Origin of the sequence: Halomonas sp. McD50-4 (genome assembly GCF_022348135.1) — a bacterium.
GTDB lineage: Bacteria > Pseudomonadota > Gammaproteobacteria > Pseudomonadales > Halomonadaceae > Vreelandella > Vreelandella piezotolerans.
Genome location: NZ_JAKRFG010000001.1, coordinates 397646 through 418936, shown reverse-complemented (window position 1 = coordinate 418936; position 21291 = coordinate 397646). Strand labels below are relative to the sequence as shown.

General features: G+C 58.4%; 20 protein-coding genes and 1 other RNA gene. 17 read left to right on the top strand and 4 right to left on the bottom strand.

The genetic code is table 11. The annotated features are described in order from the left end of the window. Window positions 1-31: 31 nt before the first annotated feature. Entirely contained in the window at window positions 32-658 is a 627-nt protein-coding gene (gene sspA / locus MHM85_RS01990) for a stringent starvation protein SspA (RefSeq protein ID WP_139527182.1), read from the top strand. 54 nt (window positions 659-712) lie between these two features. Further along, complete coding sequence (locus tag MHM85_RS01985; RefSeq protein ID WP_139527183.1) at window positions 713-1213, top strand: ClpXP protease specificity-enhancing factor; 501 nt, start codon at window positions 713-715, stop codon at window positions 1211-1213. Window positions 1214-1278: 65 nt separating this feature from the next. On the opposite strand, the gene MHM85_RS01980 is transcribed toward MHM85_RS01985, so the two are convergent. Genes MHM85_RS01980 through MHM85_RS01965 form a run of 4 tightly spaced genes read right to left on the bottom strand, consistent with a single transcriptional unit; the run spans window position 1279 to window position 4381 of the window. Further along, complete coding sequence (locus MHM85_RS01980; protein ID WP_139527184.1) at window positions 1279-1851, bottom strand: BON domain-containing protein; 573 nt, start codon at window positions 1849-1851, stop codon at window positions 1279-1281. A 44-nt stretch (window positions 1852-1895) separates the two neighbouring features. Further along, entirely contained in the window at window positions 1896-2489 is a 594-nt protein-coding gene (locus MHM85_RS01975; RefSeq protein WP_139527185.1) for a phosphoheptose isomerase, read from the bottom strand. A 22-nt stretch (window positions 2490-2511) separates the two neighbouring features. After that, a complete protein-coding gene (locus MHM85_RS01970; RefSeq protein ID WP_139527186.1) occupies window positions 2512-2883 on the bottom strand; it encodes a YraN family protein in 372 nt (123 codons plus the stop codon). Continuing rightward, window positions 2873-4381 carry a penicillin-binding protein activator gene (locus tag MHM85_RS01965; protein WP_139527187.1) on the bottom strand — a complete coding sequence of 503 codons (1509 nt, stop codon included), beginning with the start codon at window positions 4379-4381 and terminating at the stop codon, window positions 2873-2875. The genes MHM85_RS01970 and MHM85_RS01965 overlap by 11 nt, the downstream gene beginning before the upstream one ends. A gap of 113 nt (window positions 4382-4494) precedes the next feature. Between MHM85_RS01965 and rsmI the strand changes: the two genes are divergently transcribed. From rsmI to ftsA, 15 genes are all read left to right on the top strand, one after another. After that, the gene (gene rsmI, locus MHM85_RS01960; protein ID WP_139527188.1) at window positions 4495-5352 is read left to right on the top strand and encodes a 16S rRNA (cytidine(1402)-2'-O)-methyltransferase; all 858 of its coding nucleotides are present in this window, start codon (window positions 4495-4497) and stop codon (window positions 5350-5352) included. Between the two features lie 32 nt (window positions 5353-5384). After that, window positions 5385-5756, top strand: an RNA gene (gene rnpB / locus MHM85_RS01955) — RNase P RNA component class A. Window positions 5757-5808: 52 nt separating this feature from the next. Next, window positions 5809-6762, top strand: coding sequence for a 16S rRNA (cytosine(1402)-N(4))-methyltransferase RsmH (gene rsmH / locus MHM85_RS01950; protein ID WP_168444454.1), 954 nt, complete (start codon window positions 5809-5811; stop codon window positions 6760-6762). Between the two features lie 2 nt (window positions 6763-6764). Beyond that, entirely contained in the window at window positions 6765-7100 is a 336-nt protein-coding gene (gene ftsL / locus MHM85_RS01945) for a cell division protein FtsL (protein ID WP_139527190.1), read from the top strand. Continuing rightward, window positions 7097-8803: a penicillin-binding transpeptidase domain-containing protein gene (locus MHM85_RS01940; RefSeq protein WP_139527191.1), complete on the top strand. Its 1707-nt coding sequence runs from the start codon at window positions 7097-7099 to the stop codon at window positions 8801-8803. Before ftsL ends, MHM85_RS01940 begins: the two co-directional genes overlap by 4 nt. A gap of 16 nt (window positions 8804-8819) precedes the next feature. Beyond that, a complete protein-coding gene (locus MHM85_RS01935; protein WP_153842877.1) occupies window positions 8820-10310 on the top strand; it encodes a UDP-N-acetylmuramoyl-L-alanyl-D-glutamate--2,6-diaminopimelate ligase in 1491 nt (496 codons plus the stop codon). After that, entirely contained in the window at window positions 10307-11665 is a 1359-nt protein-coding gene (gene murF / locus MHM85_RS01930) for a UDP-N-acetylmuramoyl-tripeptide--D-alanyl-D-alanine ligase (protein ID WP_239284492.1), read from the top strand. The genes MHM85_RS01935 and murF overlap by 4 nt, the downstream gene beginning before the upstream one ends. Before the next feature lie 9 nt (window positions 11666-11674). Next, on the top strand, window positions 11675-12757 hold the full coding sequence (mraY, locus tag MHM85_RS01925) for a phospho-N-acetylmuramoyl-pentapeptide-transferase (RefSeq protein WP_139527194.1): 1083 nt from the start codon (window positions 11675-11677) through the stop codon (window positions 12755-12757). A 57-nt stretch (window positions 12758-12814) separates the two neighbouring features. Further along, a complete protein-coding gene (murD, locus tag MHM85_RS01920; RefSeq protein ID WP_153842879.1) occupies window positions 12815-14194 on the top strand; it encodes a UDP-N-acetylmuramoyl-L-alanine--D-glutamate ligase in 1380 nt (459 codons plus the stop codon). Continuing rightward, on the top strand, window positions 14191-15387 hold the full coding sequence (gene ftsW, locus MHM85_RS01915; RefSeq protein ID WP_139527196.1) for a putative lipid II flippase FtsW: 1197 nt from the start codon (window positions 14191-14193) through the stop codon (window positions 15385-15387). The genes murD and ftsW overlap by 4 nt, the downstream gene beginning before the upstream one ends. 21 nt (window positions 15388-15408) lie before the next feature. Further along, window positions 15409-16503 (top strand): undecaprenyldiphospho-muramoylpentapeptide beta-N-acetylglucosaminyltransferase, encoded by a 1095-nt coding sequence (gene murG / locus MHM85_RS01910; protein ID WP_219861093.1) that lies wholly within the window; start codon window positions 15409-15411, stop codon window positions 16501-16503. A gap of 17 nt (window positions 16504-16520) precedes the next feature. Then, on the top strand, window positions 16521-17969 hold the full coding sequence (gene murC / locus MHM85_RS01905) for a UDP-N-acetylmuramate--L-alanine ligase (protein ID WP_153842919.1): 1449 nt from the start codon (window positions 16521-16523) through the stop codon (window positions 17967-17969). After that, a complete protein-coding gene (locus MHM85_RS01900) occupies window positions 17966-18904 on the top strand; it encodes a D-alanine--D-alanine ligase (protein ID WP_153842881.1) in 939 nt (312 codons plus the stop codon). Before murC ends, MHM85_RS01900 begins: the two co-directional genes overlap by 4 nt. Before the next feature lie 22 nt (window positions 18905-18926). Continuing rightward, on the top strand, window positions 18927-19655 hold the full coding sequence (locus tag MHM85_RS01895; RefSeq protein ID WP_239377652.1) for a cell division protein FtsQ/DivIB: 729 nt from the start codon (window positions 18927-18929) through the stop codon (window positions 19653-19655). 314 nt (window positions 19656-19969) lie between these two features. After that, window positions 19970-21259: a cell division protein FtsA gene (gene ftsA / locus MHM85_RS01890; protein ID WP_139527200.1), complete on the top strand. Its 1290-nt coding sequence runs from the start codon at window positions 19970-19972 to the stop codon at window positions 21257-21259. The last annotated feature ends 32 nt before the right edge of the window (window positions 21260-21291 follow it).

Genomic DNA, 21291 nt, shown 5'->3' with positions numbered 1-21291 from the left:
TGGAAAATTGTTTTGATGCGAGGATGCTTTCATGGGTGTTGTGGCCAAGCGGTCGTCAATGATCTTTTACTCAGGTAGTGATGATCATTTCAGTCATCGAGTGCGCATTGTTTTGGCTGAAAAAGGAGTGGCGGTCGACATCGTTGATGTCACCGAAGAGCAGCCGCCTGAAGAGTTAGCAGACCTCAACCCGTACAACAGCGTCCCGACGCTGCTGGACCGTGATCTGGTGCTTTACGAGTCCAAGGTCATGATGGAGTACTTGGATGAGCGCTTTCCTCATCCGCCGCTGCTGCCGGTCTATCCGGTAGCGCGTGCACAAAGCCGACTATGGATGCATCGCATCGAGCGGGAGTGGTGTCCGATGCTCGAGCAGATTCGCACTGGCGGTAAAAAAGAGGCCGAGAAAGCGCGTAAAGAGCTGCGCGAGAGTCTGATCGGTATTTCACCGATCTTCGAAGACATGCCTTACTTCATGAGCGAAGAATTCACGCTGGTGGATTGCTGTTTGGCGCCGATTTTATGGCGTTTACCGGAGCTGAACATCGAACTGCCCGAAAAACAGGTCAAACCGCTGCTGGGTTACATGTCTCGGGTATTCGAGCGTGAAGCGTTTAAAGCATCTCTGAACGAGCGTGAAAAAGAGATGCGCGCTTGAATTCATTCGGCCTCTTCCTGTTAGAGGCCATTCACGTTAGGAGGAGGGAGCCTTATGAAGTCGAGTCGTCCCTATCTCGCCCGAGCTCTTTACGAGTGGCTGTTGGATAATGAGCTGACACCGTACCTCGTGGTGGACGCTACTCAGCCTGGTGTCGAGGTGCCGAGGCAGTTCGTACAAAACGGACAAATCGTACTCAACGTGGCGCCGATGGCTGTTCGCGACCTGTTCATGGAAAATCAGGCGATTGGTTTCAATGCGCGTTTCGGCGGTCAGCCCATGCAGGTGATGATCCCAACGCCTGCGCTGATTGCTATTTATGCCCGTGAGAATGGTGCGGGTATGGTGTTTGGTCATGAGCCTGAGCTAGATGCAGAAGGCTTCGATGAGCATGATGATTCGTCTGACGAGTCGGAAAGCGCGGGTTCGGAGGCTTCGAAACCTGAGCTGACCCTAACGGAGTCCACGCCGGACACGCCGTCCAGCGACTCTTCCGAGGCTGACACTAGCGCTGCAAAGCCCAAGAAGAAGCCCACGTTGCGTGTCGTTAAGTAACTTCTTGGGGCGTCATACATAAAAACCTCGCCAGGCATCTGGCGAGGTTTTTCCGTTTATGGGGACTAGTCGAGGTAATCGAACACCTTCACGATGCGCTGAACGCCCCCTACCGATGAGGCAGCATTGACGATGCGGTCAGCCTCTTCACGCGTCACCATGCCCATCAAATAGACGCTGGCATTTTCCGTGGTGACCTTCAGCTTTGAAGAGTCAATGCGGTCATTGGTGGCGAGCTGGCTGATGACATTGGTGGTGAGCCAAGTGTCCGTCAGTCGCTGAGTCGCGGGTAGATTGGCCGCCACGGTCAGTTCGTTGTGGACTTTTTGCACGCCACGCAGGTTGGAGGCCACGCTACCGGCCATGTTTTTTAGTTCTTCGCTGGGTACTTGTCCGACGAGTAGTAGGGCACCATTGTAGCTGTGAGCGCGGATGCGGGCATCGCCAAGGCGGGCATCTGCGCGGGCTAGGGCGCGCTCTACTTCTCGCTCGATGGTGGCATCGACGGCTTCTACGTCATTGCTGCGTTGGCCGTAGTTGGACGGGTTGGAGGCGCTATTGTTGGCGCAACCACTGAGTGCGATCGCACCACAAAGCGTTGCAGCCAGTAAGGTTTTGGAGGAGAAGCGCAGGGCCATGAGAATGACTCCTTGATCAGTAGGGATTCGCAAAACGCGCGTGATTAGTCAGCGCCGCCAAACAGTTGTTCGTCAATTAAATCACAAAGACAGTGAATGACGAGCAAATGCACCTCTTGAATGCGCGCGGTGGAGGTGGCGGGTACGCGAATTTCGCAGTCATCTTGGCCTAGCAGCGAGGCCATGTTGCCACCGTCACGTCCGGTGAGCGCCACCACGGTCATGTCACGGTCGTGAGCAGCCTGGATGGCTTGAACGACGTTAGCCGAGTTGCCGCTGGTGGAGATTGCCAGCAAGACGTCGCCAGGCTGGCCCAGTGCGCGGATCTGTTTGGAAAAGACTTCGTTGTAGCTGTAGTCGTTGGCAATGGAGGTGAGTGTCGATGTATCGGTCGTTAGAGCCAAGGCAGGTAGGCTGGGGCGCTCGCGCTCGAAACGATTCAGTAACTCAGACGAAAAGTGCTGGCTATCGCCAGCGCTACCACCGTTGCCACAAGCGAGAATTTTCCCTTCGTTGACCAAGCACTGCACCATCATTTGACTGGCGACCTCGATGAACGGAGGCAAGACTTCGCTGGCGTAGGTTTTGGTATCGATGCTGGCATTGAAATGGCTGAGTATACGAGATTGAAAGTCCATCAGGGCTTCCTAGTTAAGAGTATTAATACGCGTCGAAAGCCGCTTGCTCCCATTGGAACTCGAGAGCGGGCGGTCTGCCTGTGATGGCTAGGATATCAAAGCGACAGGGGCATGCGAGATCATGTCGTGCAAGATAGAGCGTTGCCGCACGAATCAACCGGCGGCGCTTTTGCGCGTTGACCATTTCGAGTGGATGCCCATGACGTGTCGTGGCGCGATGTTTTACTTCGACAAAGACCAGCGTGTCGCGGTCGTACATCACCAAGTCCAATTCGCCGCCCTTTACATGGTGATTGCTGGTCACGAGCTTGAGGCCACGCTGCTGCAGCCATTGAGCCGCTATTTGCTCAATGGCTGCGCCGCGTGAACGAGCGGTCTGTGGGCTACTGCTCATTATCCCGTAAACCGGGGATCAAAATGGGGGAAGGCGTACCGTTCTGGAACTTGGCCCAGGGGAGTTCGCGGTGAATGCGCCCATCATTGGAGAGCGATAGCGTGCCGGTGCTGCCGTTCAAACCGTTCAGGTCAGACAGATCCGACATGCGTTTAGCCAGTTCGTAGGCGTCCACGCCCATGGCCATCAAGCGGAACATGGAGGCGTCCGCCTCATCGCGTAGCGCTTGGTAAGTGGGGTAGAACGGCAGTACTTCTTCACCGCCTACCGCGGCATCTGGAATTTGCCACGGGATATCCATGAACATGACGTCATTGAGATCTTGGTCCAGGCGCGTTTGTAAGCGGCCTTCATGGAGATGTGACGTAGCGTAGATGGGCAGGTCCGGCGCGTAGTAGTAATCCAGCGTGGGCGGCACTTGGCGTGCATAGTCCGGGAGCGCCAGTAGGAAAAGGGCATCAATGTTGCCAAGGCGAGCGCGTTCTCCGCTGACATTGAGTGCCGTTTGCACCGCATTCGATACCGGGCTGCTGGGGTTATAGCGCACGGCATTCGTGACTTCGCCACCTAAGCGCTGATACTCGTTCCAGAAGGCTTCACCGACTCGGCGGCCCCAGTCGTTATCGGGCACCATGAGCGACATTTGGCGTTGTCCATCCTGGTAGGCGCGGCGTGCCGCTTGGCGCGCCTCGTCTTCCGCCGACAAGCCATATTGCAGCAGACGCTGGGCTTGGTTGTTTGCGCTGCTACCGTAGTTAAGTGCCAACGTAGGTAGTGGCACGCTGTCACGCTGTTCGAGCTGAGTGACTTGGTCTTTATCGAGCGGCCCGATCATGAGTTGCGCGTTGATCTGTTGCGCCCGGCTATAGAGCTCGTCGAGGGAGAATTGCGCAGCGTCGATGAAGCTTAGCTGAACGCCGTCAGCGCTAATCTCGTGATGGCGGCGCATGGCGCTGGCTATAGTGTTGGCAACGCTGCTCAGTGGGCCGGACTCTGGCAGTGCAACAATGATACGTCGAACCTCGGTGCCGTCCAGTTCAGGAAGCGCGACTTGAACAGAGCCCGGCTGCTGGTCTAGAGCCTGTTGTGCCCACTGACGACGCTCGGCCAGCGTCTGCTGCTGGTTCGCCTGCATGGGCAGCTCGTCATCCAATACCTGTGTGGCGCGAAGGACGGCACGCGGATCGTTCAGGCCGCGGGCAAGTTCCGAGAACAGCATGGCCCAGCGAACACGGTCGGTATCGTTGAGCTGCGCCTCGTCGATGCTATTGGCGGCATCGAAGGCGTTTTCACGCTGGCCTTGGCGGGCCAGAATGTTGGCCGCTTCCAAGCGGGTGCGGGCAGCTTGCTCCGGCGCTTGCTGCTCGGCCTGACTGAGCAAGCGTCCTGCATCCTGATCAGGCACTCGATCAACCACGCTGGGGGGCTGCATGGCGCACCCGGTGATGAGAAGTGCCATGAAGGCAGTGGCCAATAGGCCACGAAGTGACTGTTTCATGTATCCTTCCTTAGTTTCCATTTGCGCTGTCGCGGTCTATCAGCTGGTTAGCGTGGCTTTTTCACAAGCATAGCGCACCGTCAGGGCAAGCCATCAACAAATCGGGAGTCATGATGACACACCAACATCCGGGCACATTGTACGTGGTTGCCACGCCAATTGGGAATTTGGACGATTTGACCCCGCGCGCCGCTCGCGTCTTGGCCGACGTATCACGTATTGCGGCTGAGGATACTCGGCATAGTGCGCGCCTGCTCGGCCATCTTGGTGTGAATACGCCGATGATGTCGTTGCACGAACATAACGAAGCCCAGCGAGTAGATACCCTGGATGGCTATTTGTTGGCGGGCGAAAACATTGCGTTGATTAGTGATGCGGGCACGCCGCTGATTTGCGACCCAGGATTCGTGTTGGTGCGTGAGCTACGCGCTAGAGGCCGAAGCGTCGTGCCATTGCCCGGTCCCTGTGCGCTGATTACGGCGCTATCCGCTGCGGGCCTGCCTACTGATCGTTTTACGTTTGGCGGTTTTTTACCTGCCAAGCCAAGCGCTCGCCGCCAAACGCTCGAGCAGTGGCAGTGTCGTGAGGAAACGCTTGTGTTCTATGAATCGCCCCACCGCATTGTTCACACGCTGGAAGCGTTGTGCGACCAGATGCCCGATCGATCCGTGGTGTTGGCCCGTGAGCTGACCAAAACGTACGAGACGTTTCTGCAGGGCTCTCCGGCATCGCTGCGCGATCGGCTCGCGGATGATCCTAACCAGAGTCGTGGCGAATTCGTGATCATGATTTCGGGTGCACCCAAGATGGAGCCAAGCGATGAGCAGACGATGTCGGCCGACGAACTGCTCGCTGCTTTGCTGGCCGAAGGTATTGGCGTCAAGCAGGGGGCGTCGGTTGCGGCACGAATGCTAGGCGGGCGCAAGCAGGAGTGGTATGCCCGGTTGCAGGCAATGAAAGGTCAGCATTGAGGCGAACGCGGGGCACTGGTATGCTTGCCGCCGGAGTTGGCCAGACAGTCGCCGCTGGTGTGCCCGTTAGGGCCGCCGGGGGAGGAAAGTCCGGGCTCCATAGGGCAGAGTGCCAGGTAACGCCTGGGCGGCGTAAGCCGACGGAAAGTGCAGCAGAGAGCAGACCGCCTAAGTCTCTGACATCAACCTCAGGGGCCGGTAAGGGTGAAAGGGTGCGGTAAGAGCGCACCGCGCGCCTGGCAACAGTGCGTGGCATGGTAAACCCCACTCGGAGCAAGACCAAATAGGGACCCAACGGCGTGGCCCGCGCTGGGTCCGGGTAGGTTGCTTGAGCGCTGCGGTGACGCAGCGCCTAGAGGAATGACTGTCCACGACAGAACCCGGCTTATCGGCCGACTCCCCATTTCCATGAAAGGCGTGCCCAGCGCGCCTTCCCAAATTTTGTGTGAGAGTACCATGCCTTCTGCTGACGCTGATCAGGTCACCCGTTTTCGTCATACCAGCGTTTTATTGGAAGGAGCGGTAGATGCCCTGGTGCATGATCCAGAAGGCGTTTACCTAGATGGCACCTTTGGTCGTGGTGGTCACTCCCGGTTGATTCTTTCCCGTTTGAGTCATCAAGGTCGCTTGCTGGCCATGGATCGCGACCCACAGGCCATCGCAGCGGCCGCTGACATAGATGATTCTCGGTTTCTTATCACTCAGCGCGAGTTCGCCCAGCTGGCGGAGTTTGCCAAAGAGCAAGGGCTCTATGGCAAGCTTTCCGGCATTCTGCTAGATGTGGGCGTCTCATCCCCCCAGCTCGATGACCCCGAACGCGGGTTTAGCTTCATGCGTAACGGTCCGCTGGATATGCGCATGGACCCTACCCAAGGGGAGAGCGCCGCCGAGTTTTTGGCCCGCGCCAATGAAGCCGATATTGCCCATGTCTTCAAAGCCTACGGGGAAGAGCGCTACGCCAAACGTCTAGCGAATGCCGTGATAAAGCGTCGAGTAGAGAAGCCCTTTACGCATACGGTGGACTTGGCTGAGGTGCTGAAAGCCGCGCACCCTGCGTGGGAAAAAGGACGCCATCCGGCCACCAAGGCATTCCAAGGGCTGCGCATTTATCTCAATGGGGAACTCGACCAGCTCGATGCCGCCTTAGAAGCAGCGCTCGAAGCGCTTGCCCCCGGTGGTCATTTGGTGGTGATCAGCTTCCATTCGTTGGAAGACCGTCGTGTGAAGCGTTTTATTCGACATCACGTGCGTGGAGATACCCATCTACCCCGAGGGGTTCCCATCCGTGACGATCAGTTGAACCGCCGTCTGGAAGCGCTGGGTAAAGGCAGTCGTCCAAGTGACGAGGAAGTCGATGCCAACCCCCGCGCGCGAAGTGCCGTCATGCGGGCGGCGCGTAAGCGAGGCTAATCATGAGTATGGAGCGGTTAGGGCTCTGGGCTTCCACGCTAAGGGCAGAGTGGCCATTCAAACTACGTCTTCGTTGGTGGCCCATGACGATGATCGGGCTGTTTATGGCCTGTTTGCTGACCGGTTTGGCCGTGGTCACGACGACTCACATGACGCGCACGCAGTTTGCCGAGTTGCAGCGGTTGGAGCAGGAAAAGAATCAGTTGCAAACCGAGTGGGGGCAGTTATTGCTGGAGGAGGGGGCCTGGTCAACGCCGGCCCGCATTGAACAAATTGCCACGGAACGGCTAGAGATGCGCATTCCTGACGTAAACGATGTCGAGGTGATTCGGCCATGAGGCGTGAAGGTCGGGGAGGGACGTCCCGCCAATATCCCATCGCGCCGCCGCTTGCCGGTGGGCGCTTTTTCTTCATCTTATTGGCCATTGGCTTGGCATCGGCGATTCTGATTGGACGGATTACGCTGCTTCAGGTCATCGACCGCCCCTTCTTGCAGAGCCAGGGTGATGCCCGCACGCTGCGCCACGAAACCATTCCCGCCCACCGCGGGATGATCACTGATCGTAACGGGGAGCCGCTGGCGATTTCGACGCCGGTCGTGACGCTTTGGGCGAACCCTCAAGAGTTGCCTACAGACGCCATCCAGCGTGTCATGCTGGCGCAGGCGCTGGGGATGTCACTGGATGACTTCGAGTCCCGAGTGGCGCGCTACAGTAGCCGCGAATTCATGTATTTGCGCCGACAGATGACCCCAGACGCTGCGCAGCGCATCCTCGATCTGCGCACGCCGGGTGTCTATCCCCAGCGTGAATACAAGCGCTACTACCCGGCTGGAGAGGTGGCGGCCCAAATACTCGGCGTCACCAACGTAGACGACGTCGGTCAGGAGGGCTTAGAGCTCGCTTATCAGCCCTACCTAGCGGGTCACCCGGGGCAGCGTCGCGTCATCAAAGACCGGCGCGGCCGCTTGGTGCGAGAGTTGGGTGTGATTCGTGAAGCGCAGCCGGGTGGAGAATTAACCCTGGCGATCGATCAACGTATTCAGTACATGGCCTATCGGGAGCTGCGTGCCGCCGTTGCCGAGCACCAAGCAGACGGTGGCGTGCTTGTGATGATGGATGCCCGTACCGGTGAAGTACTGGCGATGGCCAACTTTCCCTCTTATAACCCCAACAATCGCGCCGGGTTAGACCCTCGCGGCTTACGCAATCAAGCGCTGGTCGATGTGTTTGAACCGGGATCGGTGATGAAGCCGCTTGCTATGGCCGCTGTGCTGGAAAGCGGCATCGTTGGGCGCGATGCGGTCGTAGATACCTCGCCGGGGTGGATGCGGCTCGACCAGTTCACGATTCGCGATTTCCGTAACTATGGCGAATTGGATCTGGCGGGTATTCTCGAAAAGTCCTCGAATATTGGTATGTCACGTTTGGCGCTTCAGCTCAGCGATACGGCCATCTGGGAAAAATACAACCAACTGGGCCTAGGTCAAAGCCCAGGTACAGGGTTTCCTGGAGAGTCTACGGGAACGTTACCGGCGCGGATTCAGTGGTCACGCAGCGAGCGAGCCGCGCTCTCTTATGGGTATGGGCTCTCGGTGACGGCGGTCCAATTGGCCAGTGCCTACACGGCGTTAGCCAATGACGGTCAGCGTCTACCTCCTTCGTTGTTGAGGTTGTCAGAGCCCCCGCCAGGTATTCCTGCCATCGAGCCTAGCGTTGCCAACGACCTACTCGATATCTTGGAGACGTCGGTGGGCGCTTACACCGGCGGTCGACGAGCTCGGGTAGAGGGGTATCGCGTGGGCGGTAAAACCGGCACCGTGCGTAAAACGGGGCAGCAAGGGTATGCCACCGATGCGTATCGCAGCGTGTTTGCTGGCATTGCTCCGATTTCGGACCCGCGTATCGTGACGGTGGTCATGATCGATCACCCTAAAGCGGGCGAGTTCTATGGTGGCGCCGTAGCCGCTCCGGTGTTTTCGAGTGTCACCGGCAACGCTCTGCGGCTGTTGGATGTGCCGCCGGATTACGAGGTCGATTAGTGTTTAAGGAGATGGCATGACTCTATGCCCAGACCAGTTACGGAAAGCGTTACGCTTGGTATGGCCGAGCGCCGAACTGCCAGCGCTGCCTGACCTACCTCAGCAGCTTCATCTGATCACCGATTCTCGCAAGCTCCAGGCAGGCGATGTGTTCGTTGCCGTGCCCGGCAGCCAGAGTGATGGCCGAGCGTATATCGAACAAGCGTTGGCAAGTGGAGCCGCCCTCGTGCTGGCGCATACCAAAGAGAGTGACGTGAGCCTGGACGAACGCGTGCTGTTTTTGCCGCATTTGTCGCTGCGTCTGGGGGAGCTGGGTCGGGCGTTGTTTGACGTGCCGAGTGGGCTTGAGATCATTGCAGTCACGGGAACCAACGGCAAGAGCTCGGTGACCCACTACATTGCCGAGCTCAGCGAACGCTTGGGGACACCTGCCGGTGTGATTGGGACCTTGGGCGTAGGACGACCGGGTCAGCTGTTAGAAAGCGGGTTGACGACGCCTGGTCCCCTTGCCCTGCAATCGACGCTGGGTGAGTTGGCGCGCCAGGGCGTCAAGCGGGTTGCGCTGGAGGCCTCTTCCCACGCGCTGGATCAGCAGCGCTTGGACGCGGTGGATGTGAACGTCGGGGTATTTACCAATCTGACCCGGGATCATTTGGATTATCACGGCAGTATGGCCGCTTACGCAGCGGCAAAGGCAAAACTCTTCCGTCGAGCCGAGTTGACATTGGCCGTTGTGAACGGTGACGACCCCTTGGCTCGCTTGATGCTGGCCGGGTGTGACCAGCGCGTGCGCGTGTTGGCGACTGGCAGCGATGACGCCGTCACGCTACGGGTGTTGGATTGGCAGCCGCATGCCCTTGGACAGCAGGCGCTGATTGCGACCCCGGAAGGTGAGAAAGCGCTGCAGCTAGGTCTCATGGGGCGGTTCAATCTGGACAACGTGTTGCTGGCTATCGCCGTGCTGTATGGATTGGGCGAGTCATTGGAGTCGCTGTTCGCGGCAGCGGCTAGCCTTTCCCCAGTGCCGGGACGTATGGCGTGCTTCGGTGGTGATCGTGCACCCAGCGTGGTAGTAGATTACGCCCACACGCCAGATGCGCTACAGAGTGCGCTAGGCGCGCTGCGCGCCCATCTGGGTAGCCGGGGCAAGTTGTGGTGTGTGTTTGGCTGTGGGGGAGAGCGCGATACGGGAAAGCGCGCCGAAATGGCCAGCGTCGCTGAGCAGCTAGCCGACCACATCGTGGTGACCGATGATAACCCTCGCGGGGAGTCGGCGGCGCGTATTCGTGAGCAAATTCTCACTGGCTTTACCGAACGTGCGACGGTCGACGAGGTCGGTGATCGTGGCCAAGCTATTCTCCACGCGGTACATCAGGCCTCGCCGGAAGATGTGGTTCTCGTGGCAGGTAAAGGTCACGAAGCCTATCAAGAGATCGATGGCGTGCGTCATGCGTTTCAAGATGACGAGCAGGTTCGAGATGCATTAGCGACTCGAGGTGTCGTCTGATGTGGACGTTAACAGAAGTGGCCGCTGCACTGGGTGTCGGCGTGTCGCCCATCAACGGCGCTCAATGGGTGTCGTCTGTCGTGACCGACACGCGGAAAATCATTCCTGGATGCCTGTTTGTCGCGTTAAAAGGACCGCGTTTCGATGGCCACGCGTTCGTCGAGCAAGCAAGGGAGCAGGGGGCTGTCGCCGCGTTGGTGGAGCGTCCGGTGGAAAGCGCTCTGCCGCAGTTGGTGTGTTCGGATACGCGGCTTGGGCTGGGGTTGTTGGCCAAGGCTTGGCGTCGTCGGTTCGACCTCCCGCTCATCGCCGTCACCGGTAATAGCGGTAAGACCACGGTAAAAGAGATCACCGCTGCCTTGCTGTCACCGCTCGGTGACGTACTAGCGACCTCGGGCAATTTGAATAACGATATCGGTGCGCCGCTGACGCTGTTGCGTTTATCTCACGAGCATCAAGCGGGCGTGATCGAGCTGGGGGCTAATCATCTGGGCGAGATCGCTTGGACGAGCCAGCTCACCGCACCGCAAGTAGCGATCATAACCAACGTGACCGGGGCGCATGTTGGCGAATTTGGCGGCATGGGGCAGATTGCTCAGGCAAAAAGTGAGATCTTATCTGGGCTTGGGTCCGATGGCACGGCCGTCATCAACCGAGACGATCGCTACCACGATTTTTGGTCAGCTTGTGCCGCCCCTAGGCGTTGTATCAGCTACGGCTTACATGAGGATGCCGACGTTCACGCCCAGGCACTTTCCTGCGACCCTCAGGGGCGGTATGCTTTCACGCTTGTTGCGCACGGCCAGCGCCTCGGTGACGTCAATCTGCCACTGATTGGGAAGCATAACGTCAGCAACGCACTCGCTGCATCGGCAGCGGCACTGGCGCTCGGCGTGTCATCGCAAGACGTGGTGGCCGGGTTGGGCGGATTGACGTCACTGTCAGGTCGCCTAAGCCTAGTGGCTGGTCTACGTCATTCTACGCTGCTCGATGACACCTACAATGCCAACCCCGGCGCAGTGAAAGCCGCGCTAGACGCGCTAGCCAGCTTTCCAGCGCCACGCTGGTGCGCGTTGGGGGCGATGGGGGAGTTAGGCGGCGAGTCGCAAGCCCTTCACGCCGAGGTGGGTCGCTACGCTGCGTCGCTGGGCATCGATATGCTGGTGACCTACGGCGAAGCAGCCCGTGCGGCCTCGGATGCCTTTGGTCGTGGGCAGCATTTTGACGATCACGAGACGCTTGTGCGTCATATTATTCATTCTCTTCCACCCCACGCCACATTGCTGGTGAAAGGGTCGCGTAGTGCTGGCATGGAAACGGTCATTACGGCATTGCGCGCGGATGAAACAAGGTAAGCGCCGTTCATGTTACTTCATTTGGCGAATTTCTTAGCCCAATATCAGTCTACGTTTCAAGTTTTTAACTATTTGACGTTACGCGTGATTTTGGCAGCGCTAACGGCATTGATGCTGTGTCTTTGGTTAGGACCGTGGGTCATTCGCCGACTGGTAGAAGGCCAAATTGGCCAAGCAGTGAGAGATGATGGCCCCCAGTCGCATCTCTCGAAAGCGGGCACCCCGACCATGGGGGGCGCGATGATTCTATTGGCAATTGCCATTAGTACGCTGGTCTGGGGCGATTTGACCAACCACTATGTGTGGGTCGTGCTACTGGTGACACTGGGGTTTGGGGCGATTGGTTGGGTCGATGATTACCGTAAAGTGGTCGAGAAGAATCCCCGAGGCCTGCCAGCGCGTTGGAAATACTTCTGGCAGTCGGTCGTGGGTATTGGAGCGGCCGTGGTGCTCTACGCAACGGCCACCACGCCTGCAGAAACCAGCCTGCTCATTCCCATGTTCAAGGACGTCGCGCTTCCGCTGGGCGTCTTTTACATCGTGCTGAGTTACTTTGTGATCGTGGGTAGCTCGAATGCCGTCAACCTCACTGATGGCTTGGATGGTTTGGCGATCATGCCGACTGTGCTTGTGGCCATGGGGCTCTCGGTCTTTGCCTACGCCAGCGGCAACGCGGTATTCGCGAACTATCTCCATATTCCTTTCATTCACGGTACCGGTGAGCTGGCGGTCTTCTGCGCCACCATCGCGGGCGCCGGTCTTGGCTTTCTGTGGTTCAACACGTACCCCGCCCAAGTGTTCATGGGGGATGTCGGTGCCCTGGCGCTGGGCGCGGCGCTCGGCGTGGTGGCGGTCATCGTTCGTCAAGAGATCGTGCTGTTCATCATGGGCGGTATTTTCGTGTTGGAAACCGTCTCCGTGATCTTACAGGTGGGCTCCTACAAACTCACCGGTCGCCGTATCTTCCGCATGGCCCCGTTACACCACCATTATGAGTTGAAAGGGTGGCCGGAGCCGCGGGTCATCGTGCGCTTTTGGATTATTACGGTGGTGCTGGTACTACTCGGCCTCGCCACGCTGAAACTGCGATAAGTTTAGACCCGATAGGCGGCGTTAGGGCCGCCTTTAGCGCAAGGCAGAAGGAGCCACATGGTGCAGGTACCCAACGGATTTACGGTGGTCGTCGGGCTAGGAGTTTCTGGCCAGGCCATTTGCCGTCATCTTACCCAGTTGGGTAGGCCGTTCATGGTGGCGGATACCCGCGAGACCCCGCCGGGACTCGAAGCCTTTCAGCAAGCGCACCCTGCTGTTCACGTACACTGCGGTGCCTTGACACTGTTGGATATGCGCGATGCGTACGAGGTCGTCGTCAGTCCCGGTGTCGATCCCTATACGGCAGGTTTGGAGGGGTTGTTAGAGCGTCATAACCCGACCACCGGAGAGCCTATGCTCGTGGGGGAAATTGCGCTGTTCAAGCGTGCCGTCAAGGCACCCATCGCCGCGATTACCGGGTCAAATGCCAAATCCACCGTTACCACACTGCTCGGCGAGATGGCCGCTGCCTCGGGAATCAAGGCCGCGGTGGGGGGCAATTTAGGGACACCCGCGCTCGATCTGTTGGCGGAGCAGCCGGACGCTGAGCTCTTCATTTTGGAGCTATCCAGCTTTCAGCTAGAAACGACCCCGTGGCTAGGCGCTGCGTCGGTAGCGTTCTTGAATCTTTGCGACGACCATCTGGATCGGCACGGCGACCTGGCGGGTTACCGTCAGGCCAAGCAGCGCATCTTCCTGGGGGCCGATCACGCCGTGGTGAACGCAGACGACGACCAGACGTGGCCAGAGTCGATGCTAAACCATGTCGAGTATTTCAGCAGTGAGCCACCCATCGGCCAGTCCTGGGGGCTCGACGAGCGCCAGGGGCGCTGGTGGTTGATGCATGGGCAGACGCCTTGGTTGGCGGCTGACGAGCTTCAGTTGGCGGGTCGGCATCATTATGCCAATGCGCTGGCTGCACTGGCGATGGGAAACGCGCTAGGCTTTGGCCGCGCGGACATGTGCCGTGCTCTGCGAGCATTCGCGGGTTTGCCCCATCGAAGCGAATGGATCGCCGATATTAACGGGGTCCGCTGGGTCAATGATTCCAAAGGAACCAACGTTGGGGCCACGCTGGCGGCCATCAACGGTATTGGTCCCACTCTCGATGGAAAGCTCATCCTGCTGGCGGGGGGCGTGGGCAAGGGCGCTGACTTTACGCCCCTAACGGCTCCACTTGCTGAGTGTGCCCGTGCGGCGATCGTGTTTGGCACCGATGCGCCTCGTTTGATGGAAACGCTGGCAGGGGCACTGCCCGTGGAGCGGGTCGAGCACTTGACGCAGGCCATGGAAGTCGCCTTTGCCATGGCCGAGCCCGGTGATTGTGTGCTGCTGTCTCCCGCCTGTGCCAGCTTGGATCAATTTGCTAACTATCAAGCCCGTGGTGATGCCTTTCGTCAGTGGGTGATACATAAACGCAATGAGTTGACGATATGAGCGACGAGTCACTTAGCCGGCTACAGCGCCTGCGCGCTGCTCTGACGACCCAGCATCTTCCCTGTGATATCTGGTTGATTCTTGCCGTCGTAGCGTTGGCTGGGCTGGGCTGGATCATGGTCAGCTCTGCATCCATAGGACTGCTAGAAAATAGCTACCACTATTCCCGGCAGCACGGCATTTTTCTCGTGCTGGCCATTACGGCTTGCCTATTCATGCTGTGCGTGCCGCTGGAGCTATGGCGTCAGAACGCGGCGCTCATCCTGCTCGTCAGTATTTTCATGCTCGTGGTGGTACTGATCGTCGGTCAAGAAGTGAACGGCAGTAAGCGCTGGATTTCTCTGCCGGGGCCACTACCGAGCCTGCAGGTCTCGGAGCTGGCAAAAGTGGGGCTGATTTTCTACATGGCGGCGTTCATGTCCCGCTTCACTTACGAATTGCGTCAACGGGCATTTACCATGTGGCGGCCGTTGGCCGTACTGGCCGTGCCCGCTAGCCTATTGTTTCTCGCCCCAGATTTCGGCGGTATGGTGGTCTATACCGTGTGTGTCATCGGCATGCTGATGATGAGTGGTGCCTCGTTGACGCTACTACTGGGCAGCGGCGGGGTGTTGGGGTTTGGCGCGGTCATGATGGTCGTCATGGAGCCTTATCGCTTGGCGCGCTGGACCAGCTTTCTCGATCCTTGGGCCGATCAGTTCGCCACCGGTTATCAGTTGACCCAGGCATTGATTGCCTTTGGTCGTGGCCATGTCACCGGCACTGGCCTTGGCAATAGCGTGCAAAAACTTCACTACCTGCCGGAAGCGCATACGGACTTCATTTTTGCCGTGGTGGCCGAAGAGTTGGGCATGTTAGGCGCTATTGCCGTGGTCCTGCTGTTTACCCTATTCATTGTACGCGCGATGTGGGTAGGCCGCCGGGCAGAGCTGGCAGGTCATCTATTCGGTGCCTACGTCAGCTATGGCATTGGATTCATCGTGGCCGCTCAGGCGTTCATCAATATGGCGGTGAGCTCAGGATTGCTCCCTACCAAAGGGCTAACGTTGCCGCTGATTAGTTATGGCGGTTCGAGCCTACTGGTGACCGGTATGATGATTGGGCTGCTGCTTCGGGTCGATGCCGAGACCCGTCATCGCCCGCGTCGTACGCCGACGCCCTACCGCGCTCGCCGAGAGCCGCGTTTATCGTAATTATTCAAGGAGCCGTTTGTAGTGACCAACTCACGTCGACGGATATTGATCATGGCCGGGGGAACCGGCGGGCACGTCATTCCTGCGCTCTCGTTGGCGCATGCGTTACAGGCCAAGGGTGTCGACGTGGAATGGCTAGGAAGCCCGCGCGGCATCGAAAATCAGTTGGTGCCCAAGGCAGGTATTCTACTACACACCATTGCCATCGGAGGGCTGCGCGGTAAAGGGCTCGCTGGCTGGTGCAAAGCCCCTCTCAATCTTTCCAAGGCGGTGTTGCAGGCCCGACGTGTTATTCAGCGTTTCAAGCCCGATGTCGTCGTGGGTCTGGGGGGGTTTGCCAGTGGTCCTGGCGGGTTAGCGGCGTGGTTGTCACGGGTGCCGCTGGTCATTCATGAACAGAATGCCGTCGCGGGTCTCACCAATAAGGTGCTGTCTCGGCTGGCGACTCGAACCTATGCGGCTTTCGACGATGCGTTCGGCCACCGCGCCGAGGTCATCGGTAACCCGGTGCGCGAAGATATCGCGGCGTTGGGAGAGTGCCCCAGACAGACGACCGAGCTGGAGGGCCGTCCGCTGAGGCTATTGGTAGTCGGTGGCTCTCTGGGTGCCGTTGCGCTCAATGAGCGGCTTCCCGCAGCGCTGGCTGCGCTACCGCCAGAGCGGCGTCCCGATGTTCGTCATCAAGCCGGTAAAGAGCGTGATGTCGCCACGGCTCAAGCCTATGCGGAACGGGGCATTGTCGCGGACGTTAGCCCTTTTATTGATGATATGGCAGCAGCCTACGCATGGGCTGATCTAGTGGTCTGCCGTGCGGGGGCGTTGACAGTGGCCGAGCTGGCGGCTGCCGCCAAGCCTGCCCTGTTGGTGCCTTTTCCCTTTGCTGTCGATGACCATCAGCGTGTCAATGCCGATGTGTTGGTCAAGGCGGGAGCGGCGCAGTGCGTGGTGCAATCGGCCCTCACGCCGGAGCGTTTGACTCGATTACTCGATGAATTATTAGACCCTGACAGGCTGGCAGACATGGCGTCGAAGGCGCGACAGGCCGCGCACCTCGACGCTACAGAGCGTCTTGCAGCAGGCTGTTTGGGCTTGGCGAAGCAAGGAGAAACTGCGTGACCGATTCAGTGACTAACATGCCGCCGCAAGGGGTCCGTCCGTCGGGCCCCGGTATGCGTCGTATTCAGCGGCTGCATTTCGTGGGTATCGGTGGGGCAGGCATGTGCGGAATCGCCGAGGTATTGGCGAACCAAGGCTACCAAGTCAGCGGTAGCGATATGAAAGCATCCCCCGTAGTAGAGCGGCTGCGCCAGTGCGGTGTCACGGTGGCGATCGGCCATGCAGAAGCAAATGTTCGAGGGGCTGACGTGGTCGTCGTCTCCAGCGCCATCGATGAAACCAACCCTGAGATACGCTGGGCCCATGAGCACCGGGTGCCGGTGGTGCGTCGTGCCGAGATGCTGGCAGAGTTGATGCGTTTTCGCCACGGCATTGCCGTGGCGGGTACCCATGGTAAAACCACCACGACTAGCTTGACGGCCACGCTACTCGCAGAAGGAGGGTTGGACCCAACGTTCGTCATCGGTGGCAAGCTGACGAGTGCAGGCGCCAATGCCCGTTTGGGCGAGGGCGATTATCTGGTGGCCGAGGCCGACGAGTCCGACGCGTCGTTTTTGCACCTGCAGCCCATGGTATCGATCGTGACCAACATCGATGCCGACCATATGGCGACGTATGGCGGTGACTTCGAGCGGCTCAAAAGCACCTTCATCGAATTTCTACATAATCTGCCTTTTTATGGATTGGCCGTGCTGTGCATAGATGACCCGCATGTGCGCGGTTTATGTGAGCAAGTAAAACGGCAGTTCGTGACGTATGGCTTCGATGACGATGCCGACTACCGTATCGTCGATTTTGCACAGCAAGGTGGCGAAGTGTCGTTCACTGCGCTGCGTCCAGGTGGCGCTGCACCGTTGGCCATTCGACTAGCCATGCCGGGTCGGCATAACGCGCTCAATGCTATGGCGGCGATCGTAGTGGCGACGGACGCAGGCGTTAGCGATGAGGCGATTCAACGGGGCCTTACCGGGTTTGCAGGTGTTGGACGTCGTTTTCAAGTGCATGGACACTTCCCTGCCCCCACGGGGGGAGGTGAGGTCATGCTGGTGGACGACTACGGGCACCACCCCCGCGAGGTCGACATGGTGATTCAAGCCGTGCGAGCGGGTTGGCCCGACCGCCGGTTGGTGATGCTCTACCAGCCCCATCGCTACAGCCGAACGCGGGATCTCTACGAAGACTTCGTGCGTGTTCTTTCCCAAGTAGATACGCTGGTGCTCTTGGACGTGTACAGTGCGGGCGAAGCCGTGCTGCCGGGAGCCGAAGGGCGCACACTAGCCGGTTCTATTCGCCAGCGAGGCGAGGTCGATCCGCTATTTGTCGAGCACAAGCATGAACTGCCCGCTTTGCTGACCAACGTGTTACGTCCCGGAGATATCCTAATTACTCAGGGGGCAGGGGACGTGGGCGGTATTTCGCTACGTTTGGCGCAGGCCAGATTGGAGTTGGATGAGGTGGCGTTATGAACGGCAGTCAAGTCGGCTCCTTGGAGCGCGTCGTCGTGGTATATGGCGGCATTTCCGCCGAGCGAGAGGTGTCTCTCAAAAGTGGCGCGGCGATTTTAGCTGCCCTGAGGCGACAGGGTGTCGACGCGATCGGTTATGACCCTAAAGAGGGCGGCCTCGCTGGGCTCGAGCGCTTGGATCCCAGCGCGGTGTTCGTTGCGCTGCATGGTCGCGGTGGAGAGGATGGTACCTTTCAAGGGGCGCTAGAGCTGCTGGGCGTACCCTACACTGGAAGCGGCGTCTTGGCCTCTGCGCTGGGAATGGATAAACAGCGCACCAAACAGGTGTGGCAGGCCGTAGGCCTGCCCACGCCTGAGTGCATCATGCTCGACGAGCGCGCCGACTGGGTCGCTGTGGTCGAGCGGCTCGGGCTCCCGATGATGGTCAAACCGGTGCATGAGGGCTCCACCCTGGGCATCAGTATCGTCAAGAGCCAAGAAGAGCTTCGAGCGGCGTATACGGAGGCGGCCAAATTCGATGCGCGTGTAATGGCCGAACGATTTGTCGTCGGCGATGAGTACACCGTAGCGCTGCTGGGAAATGATGTCTTGCCTGCCATTCGCGTCGAGGTGCCAGGCGGTTTCTACGACTACGAAGCCAAGTACATCGCCAACACTACGCAGTATCACTTACCCTGTGGTCTATCCTGGGAGGATGAGCAGTCCCTGGCAGCGTTGTGCAAAGAGGCGTTTGCCGCTGTAGGAGGCGAGGGGTGGGGACGTATTGACGTCATGCGTGACACGTCAGGTCAGTTCTGGCTCATCGAGGTCAATACGGTGCCGGGAATGACCGATCATAGTCTCGTTCCGCAGGCGGCTGCCCACGCAGGTATTGGCTTCGACGAGTTGGTCTTGCGGATCCTACAGACTGCCCTCTCAGCGGCCAGCGCATCATGATGGGCTCGGTAAAAGGGACGTTATGAAAAAACGCAACGCATGGTTGGGCGTTGTGCTATTGGCGCCGCTGCTGGGTGCCGGTGGTCGAGCGCTATGGCTATGGTTGGATCGCCCCATCGAGCGCGTGTCGATACGAGGCGAATGGGAGTACGTCAGCGCCGACTATCTGCGCACTCAGTTAGCACCCTTGGTACAAGAGGCAACGTGGCTATCGGCTGACTTGGGGGAGCTTCGGCGCCGTGCGCTCACCATCGGCTGGCTCAATGAAGTGCGAATCTCGCGTGAGTGGCCGAATGCGTTGGTGTTCGAACTGGTAGAGCAGACGCCAGTGGCGCGCTGGAACGATGACTTTCTTTTGAATCCCGAAGGCGAGCCGTTTGCTTTTGCGCCTCTAACCGTACCGGCAGGGCTTCCCGACTTGGCAGGACCAAGTGGCAGCAGTGAAGAGGTGTTGGCTTACTATCAGCGCTTGTTACCCCATTTTGCCGGGTTATCGCTATCCCTCTCTCAGCTGCGGTTAGAACCGCGCGGAGCTTGGCGTTTGCAGCTATCCAGTGGTGCCTGGGTCATGCTGGGTCGCCGCCAGCACGGCGAGCGTTTAGCGAGATTGTCAGCCTCATGGCAGCGCGAGCTGGCGAATGTCAGTGATCATATTCGTTACATCGATTTGCGTTACCCTAACGGAGTAGCGGTCGCTTGGCATGGAGAAACAGAGTTTCAGGAAAATGAGTCCACTCCCAGTGCAGAGTAACGTTCGATGACAATGTGCAAAAAGCGGGTAAAGGTGAGTGATCGCCAACGCTGAAAAAGCCGCAAATGGGGTTTAAATTGCGGCTAAAGCCAATTATCGTGGGTACGGACTAGTCGTATAGCGTCTATTGTTTCTATACTATGTGTCGAGCGGAGCTGTGGGTCTGTTTTTATTATCCAGTCAGCGGTTAACCCGCATCAGCGAGTTTCAAGTTTAACGTTACTAATTTTAATTTGGCGGAAGCTCTTTTTTGCTCAGGCAAATAATGTACCCGCCGTATTCATTAAAACAATGGCAAGGAGATTTACCGACTCATGGCAGGCTCACCCAACGCATCCAATATGGTTGTCGGGCTGGACATTGGAACGTCCAAGGTCGTCGCAATAGTCGGTCAACCCACCGATGACGGTGGAATTGAAATTGCCGGTATCGGTTCTCATCCGTCGCGCGGCATGAAGCGTGGTGTCGTCATCAACATCGAATCAACGGTTCAGTCGATTCAACGTGCTGTCGAAGAGGCGGAGTTGATGGCAGGTTGCGATATCCACTCGGTGTATGTGGGTGTGGCGGGCAGTCATATTAGCTCGATGAACTCCGATGGCGTAGTGGCCATTAAAGAGCGTGAAGTGACGCCGTCCGATATCGACCGGGTGATCGATTCTGCTCGCGCGCGGGCGATCTCCGAAGGCCAACGCGTACTGCACGTATTGCCTCAGGAGTTCTCGATCGACGCCCAAGGGGGCATCCGAGAGCCGCTGGGCATGTCGGGCGTTCGTCTGGAAGCGCAAGTGCATTTGGTCACGGCAGCCCTCAACGCCGTCCAGAATATCGAGAAGTGCGTACGACGCTGTGGTTTGGATGTCGACGCGATCATTCTCGAACAGCTGGCGTCGAGTATGGCCGTGCTGACCGAAGACGAGCGAGAGCTCGGGGTGTGCATGGTCGATATTGGTGGCGGCACGACCGATATGGCGATTTTCAGCGAAGGTGCCATTCGTCATACGGCGGTGATTCCCATTGCCGGTGATCAAGTCACTAACGATATTGCTATGGCGTTACGTACCCCGACGCAGCACGCTGAAGAGATCAAAGTGAAGTATGCTTGCGCGCTAACCCAGTTAGCGGCAAGTGATGAGATGATCAAGGTTCCCAGTGTCGGTGATCGTCCGGCCAGAGATCTGTCACGCCAAGCGCTGGCAGAGGTGGTCGAGCCGCGTTACGAAGAGCTGTTTACCTTGGTAAGAGACGAATTACGCCGCAGCGGCTATGAAGATATGGTGGCTGCGGGTGTGGTGCTCACCGGCGGCACTTCGCGCATGGAGGGTGTAAGCGAGCTGGCAGAAGAGATATTTCACATGCCGGTTCGTATTGCCTGCCCGCAAAATGTCAGAGGCTTGGCAGATGTGGTTCGCAATCCTATCTATGCGACGGGCGTTGGTTTGCTGCATTATGCACTGCAGGAAACGCGTCATGGGCAAGGCCTAGAAAGCCACGGGGGAGGCGTTGCGGCCCATAAAGGGCGTAACGAATTAGCCCGGCGTGATATCAAGGATGGCCATTCGGCGCTGGCAAGAATCAAAGGCTGGTTCAAAGGAAATTTCTGATAGGGCCGCAAGCGCGGTTCAGGAGACGGGGC

Bases quoted from the DNA above. Each gene is read 5' to 3' on its own strand.
- sspA (WP_139527182.1), top strand. From the start codon at position 32: ATGGGTGTTGTGGCCAAGCGGTCGTCAATGATCTTTTACTCAGGTAGT.
- MHM85_RS01935 (WP_153842877.1), top strand. From the start codon at position 8,820: ATGACTCTATGCCCAGACCAGTTACGGAAAGCGTTACGCTTGGTATGG.
- murD (WP_153842879.1), top strand. From the start codon at position 12,815: ATGGTGCAGGTACCCAACGGATTTACGGTGGTCGTCGGGCTAGGAGTT.
- MHM85_RS01970 (WP_139527186.1), bottom strand. From the start codon at position 2,883: ATGAGCAGTAGCCCACAGACCGCTCGTTCACGCGGCGCAGCCATTGAG.
- mraY (WP_139527194.1), top strand. From the start codon at position 11,675: ATGTTACTTCATTTGGCGAATTTCTTAGCCCAATATCAGTCTACGTTT.
- MHM85_RS01900 (WP_153842881.1), top strand. From the start codon at position 17,966: ATGAACGGCAGTCAAGTCGGCTCCTTGGAGCGCGTCGTCGTGGTATAT.
- MHM85_RS01985 (WP_139527183.1), top strand. From the start codon at position 713: ATGAAGTCGAGTCGTCCCTATCTCGCCCGAGCTCTTTACGAGTGGCTG.
- MHM85_RS01980 (WP_139527184.1), bottom strand. From the start codon at position 1,851: ATGGCCCTGCGCTTCTCCTCCAAAACCTTACTGGCTGCAACGCTTTGT.
- MHM85_RS01940 (WP_139527191.1), top strand. From the start codon at position 7,097: ATGAGGCGTGAAGGTCGGGGAGGGACGTCCCGCCAATATCCCATCGCG.
- MHM85_RS01975 (WP_139527185.1), bottom strand. From the start codon at position 2,489: ATGGACTTTCAATCTCGTATACTCAGCCATTTCAATGCCAGCATCGAT.
- ftsA (WP_139527200.1), top strand. From the start codon at position 19,970: ATGGCAGGCTCACCCAACGCATCCAATATGGTTGTCGGGCTGGACATT.
- rsmI (WP_139527188.1), top strand. From the start codon at position 4,495: ATGACACACCAACATCCGGGCACATTGTACGTGGTTGCCACGCCAATT.
- rsmH (WP_168444454.1), top strand. From the start codon at position 5,809: ATGCCTTCTGCTGACGCTGATCAGGTCACCCGTTTTCGTCATACCAGC.
- murC (WP_153842919.1), top strand. From the start codon at position 16,521: ATGCCGCCGCAAGGGGTCCGTCCGTCGGGCCCCGGTATGCGTCGTATT.
- MHM85_RS01895 (WP_239377652.1), top strand. From the start codon at position 18,927: ATGAAAAAACGCAACGCATGGTTGGGCGTTGTGCTATTGGCGCCGCTG.
- MHM85_RS01965 (WP_139527187.1), bottom strand. From the start codon at position 4,381: ATGAAACAGTCACTTCGTGGCCTATTGGCCACTGCCTTCATGGCACTT.
- ftsW (WP_139527196.1), top strand. From the start codon at position 14,191: ATGAGCGACGAGTCACTTAGCCGGCTACAGCGCCTGCGCGCTGCTCTG.
- ftsL (WP_139527190.1), top strand. From the start codon at position 6,765: ATGAGTATGGAGCGGTTAGGGCTCTGGGCTTCCACGCTAAGGGCAGAG.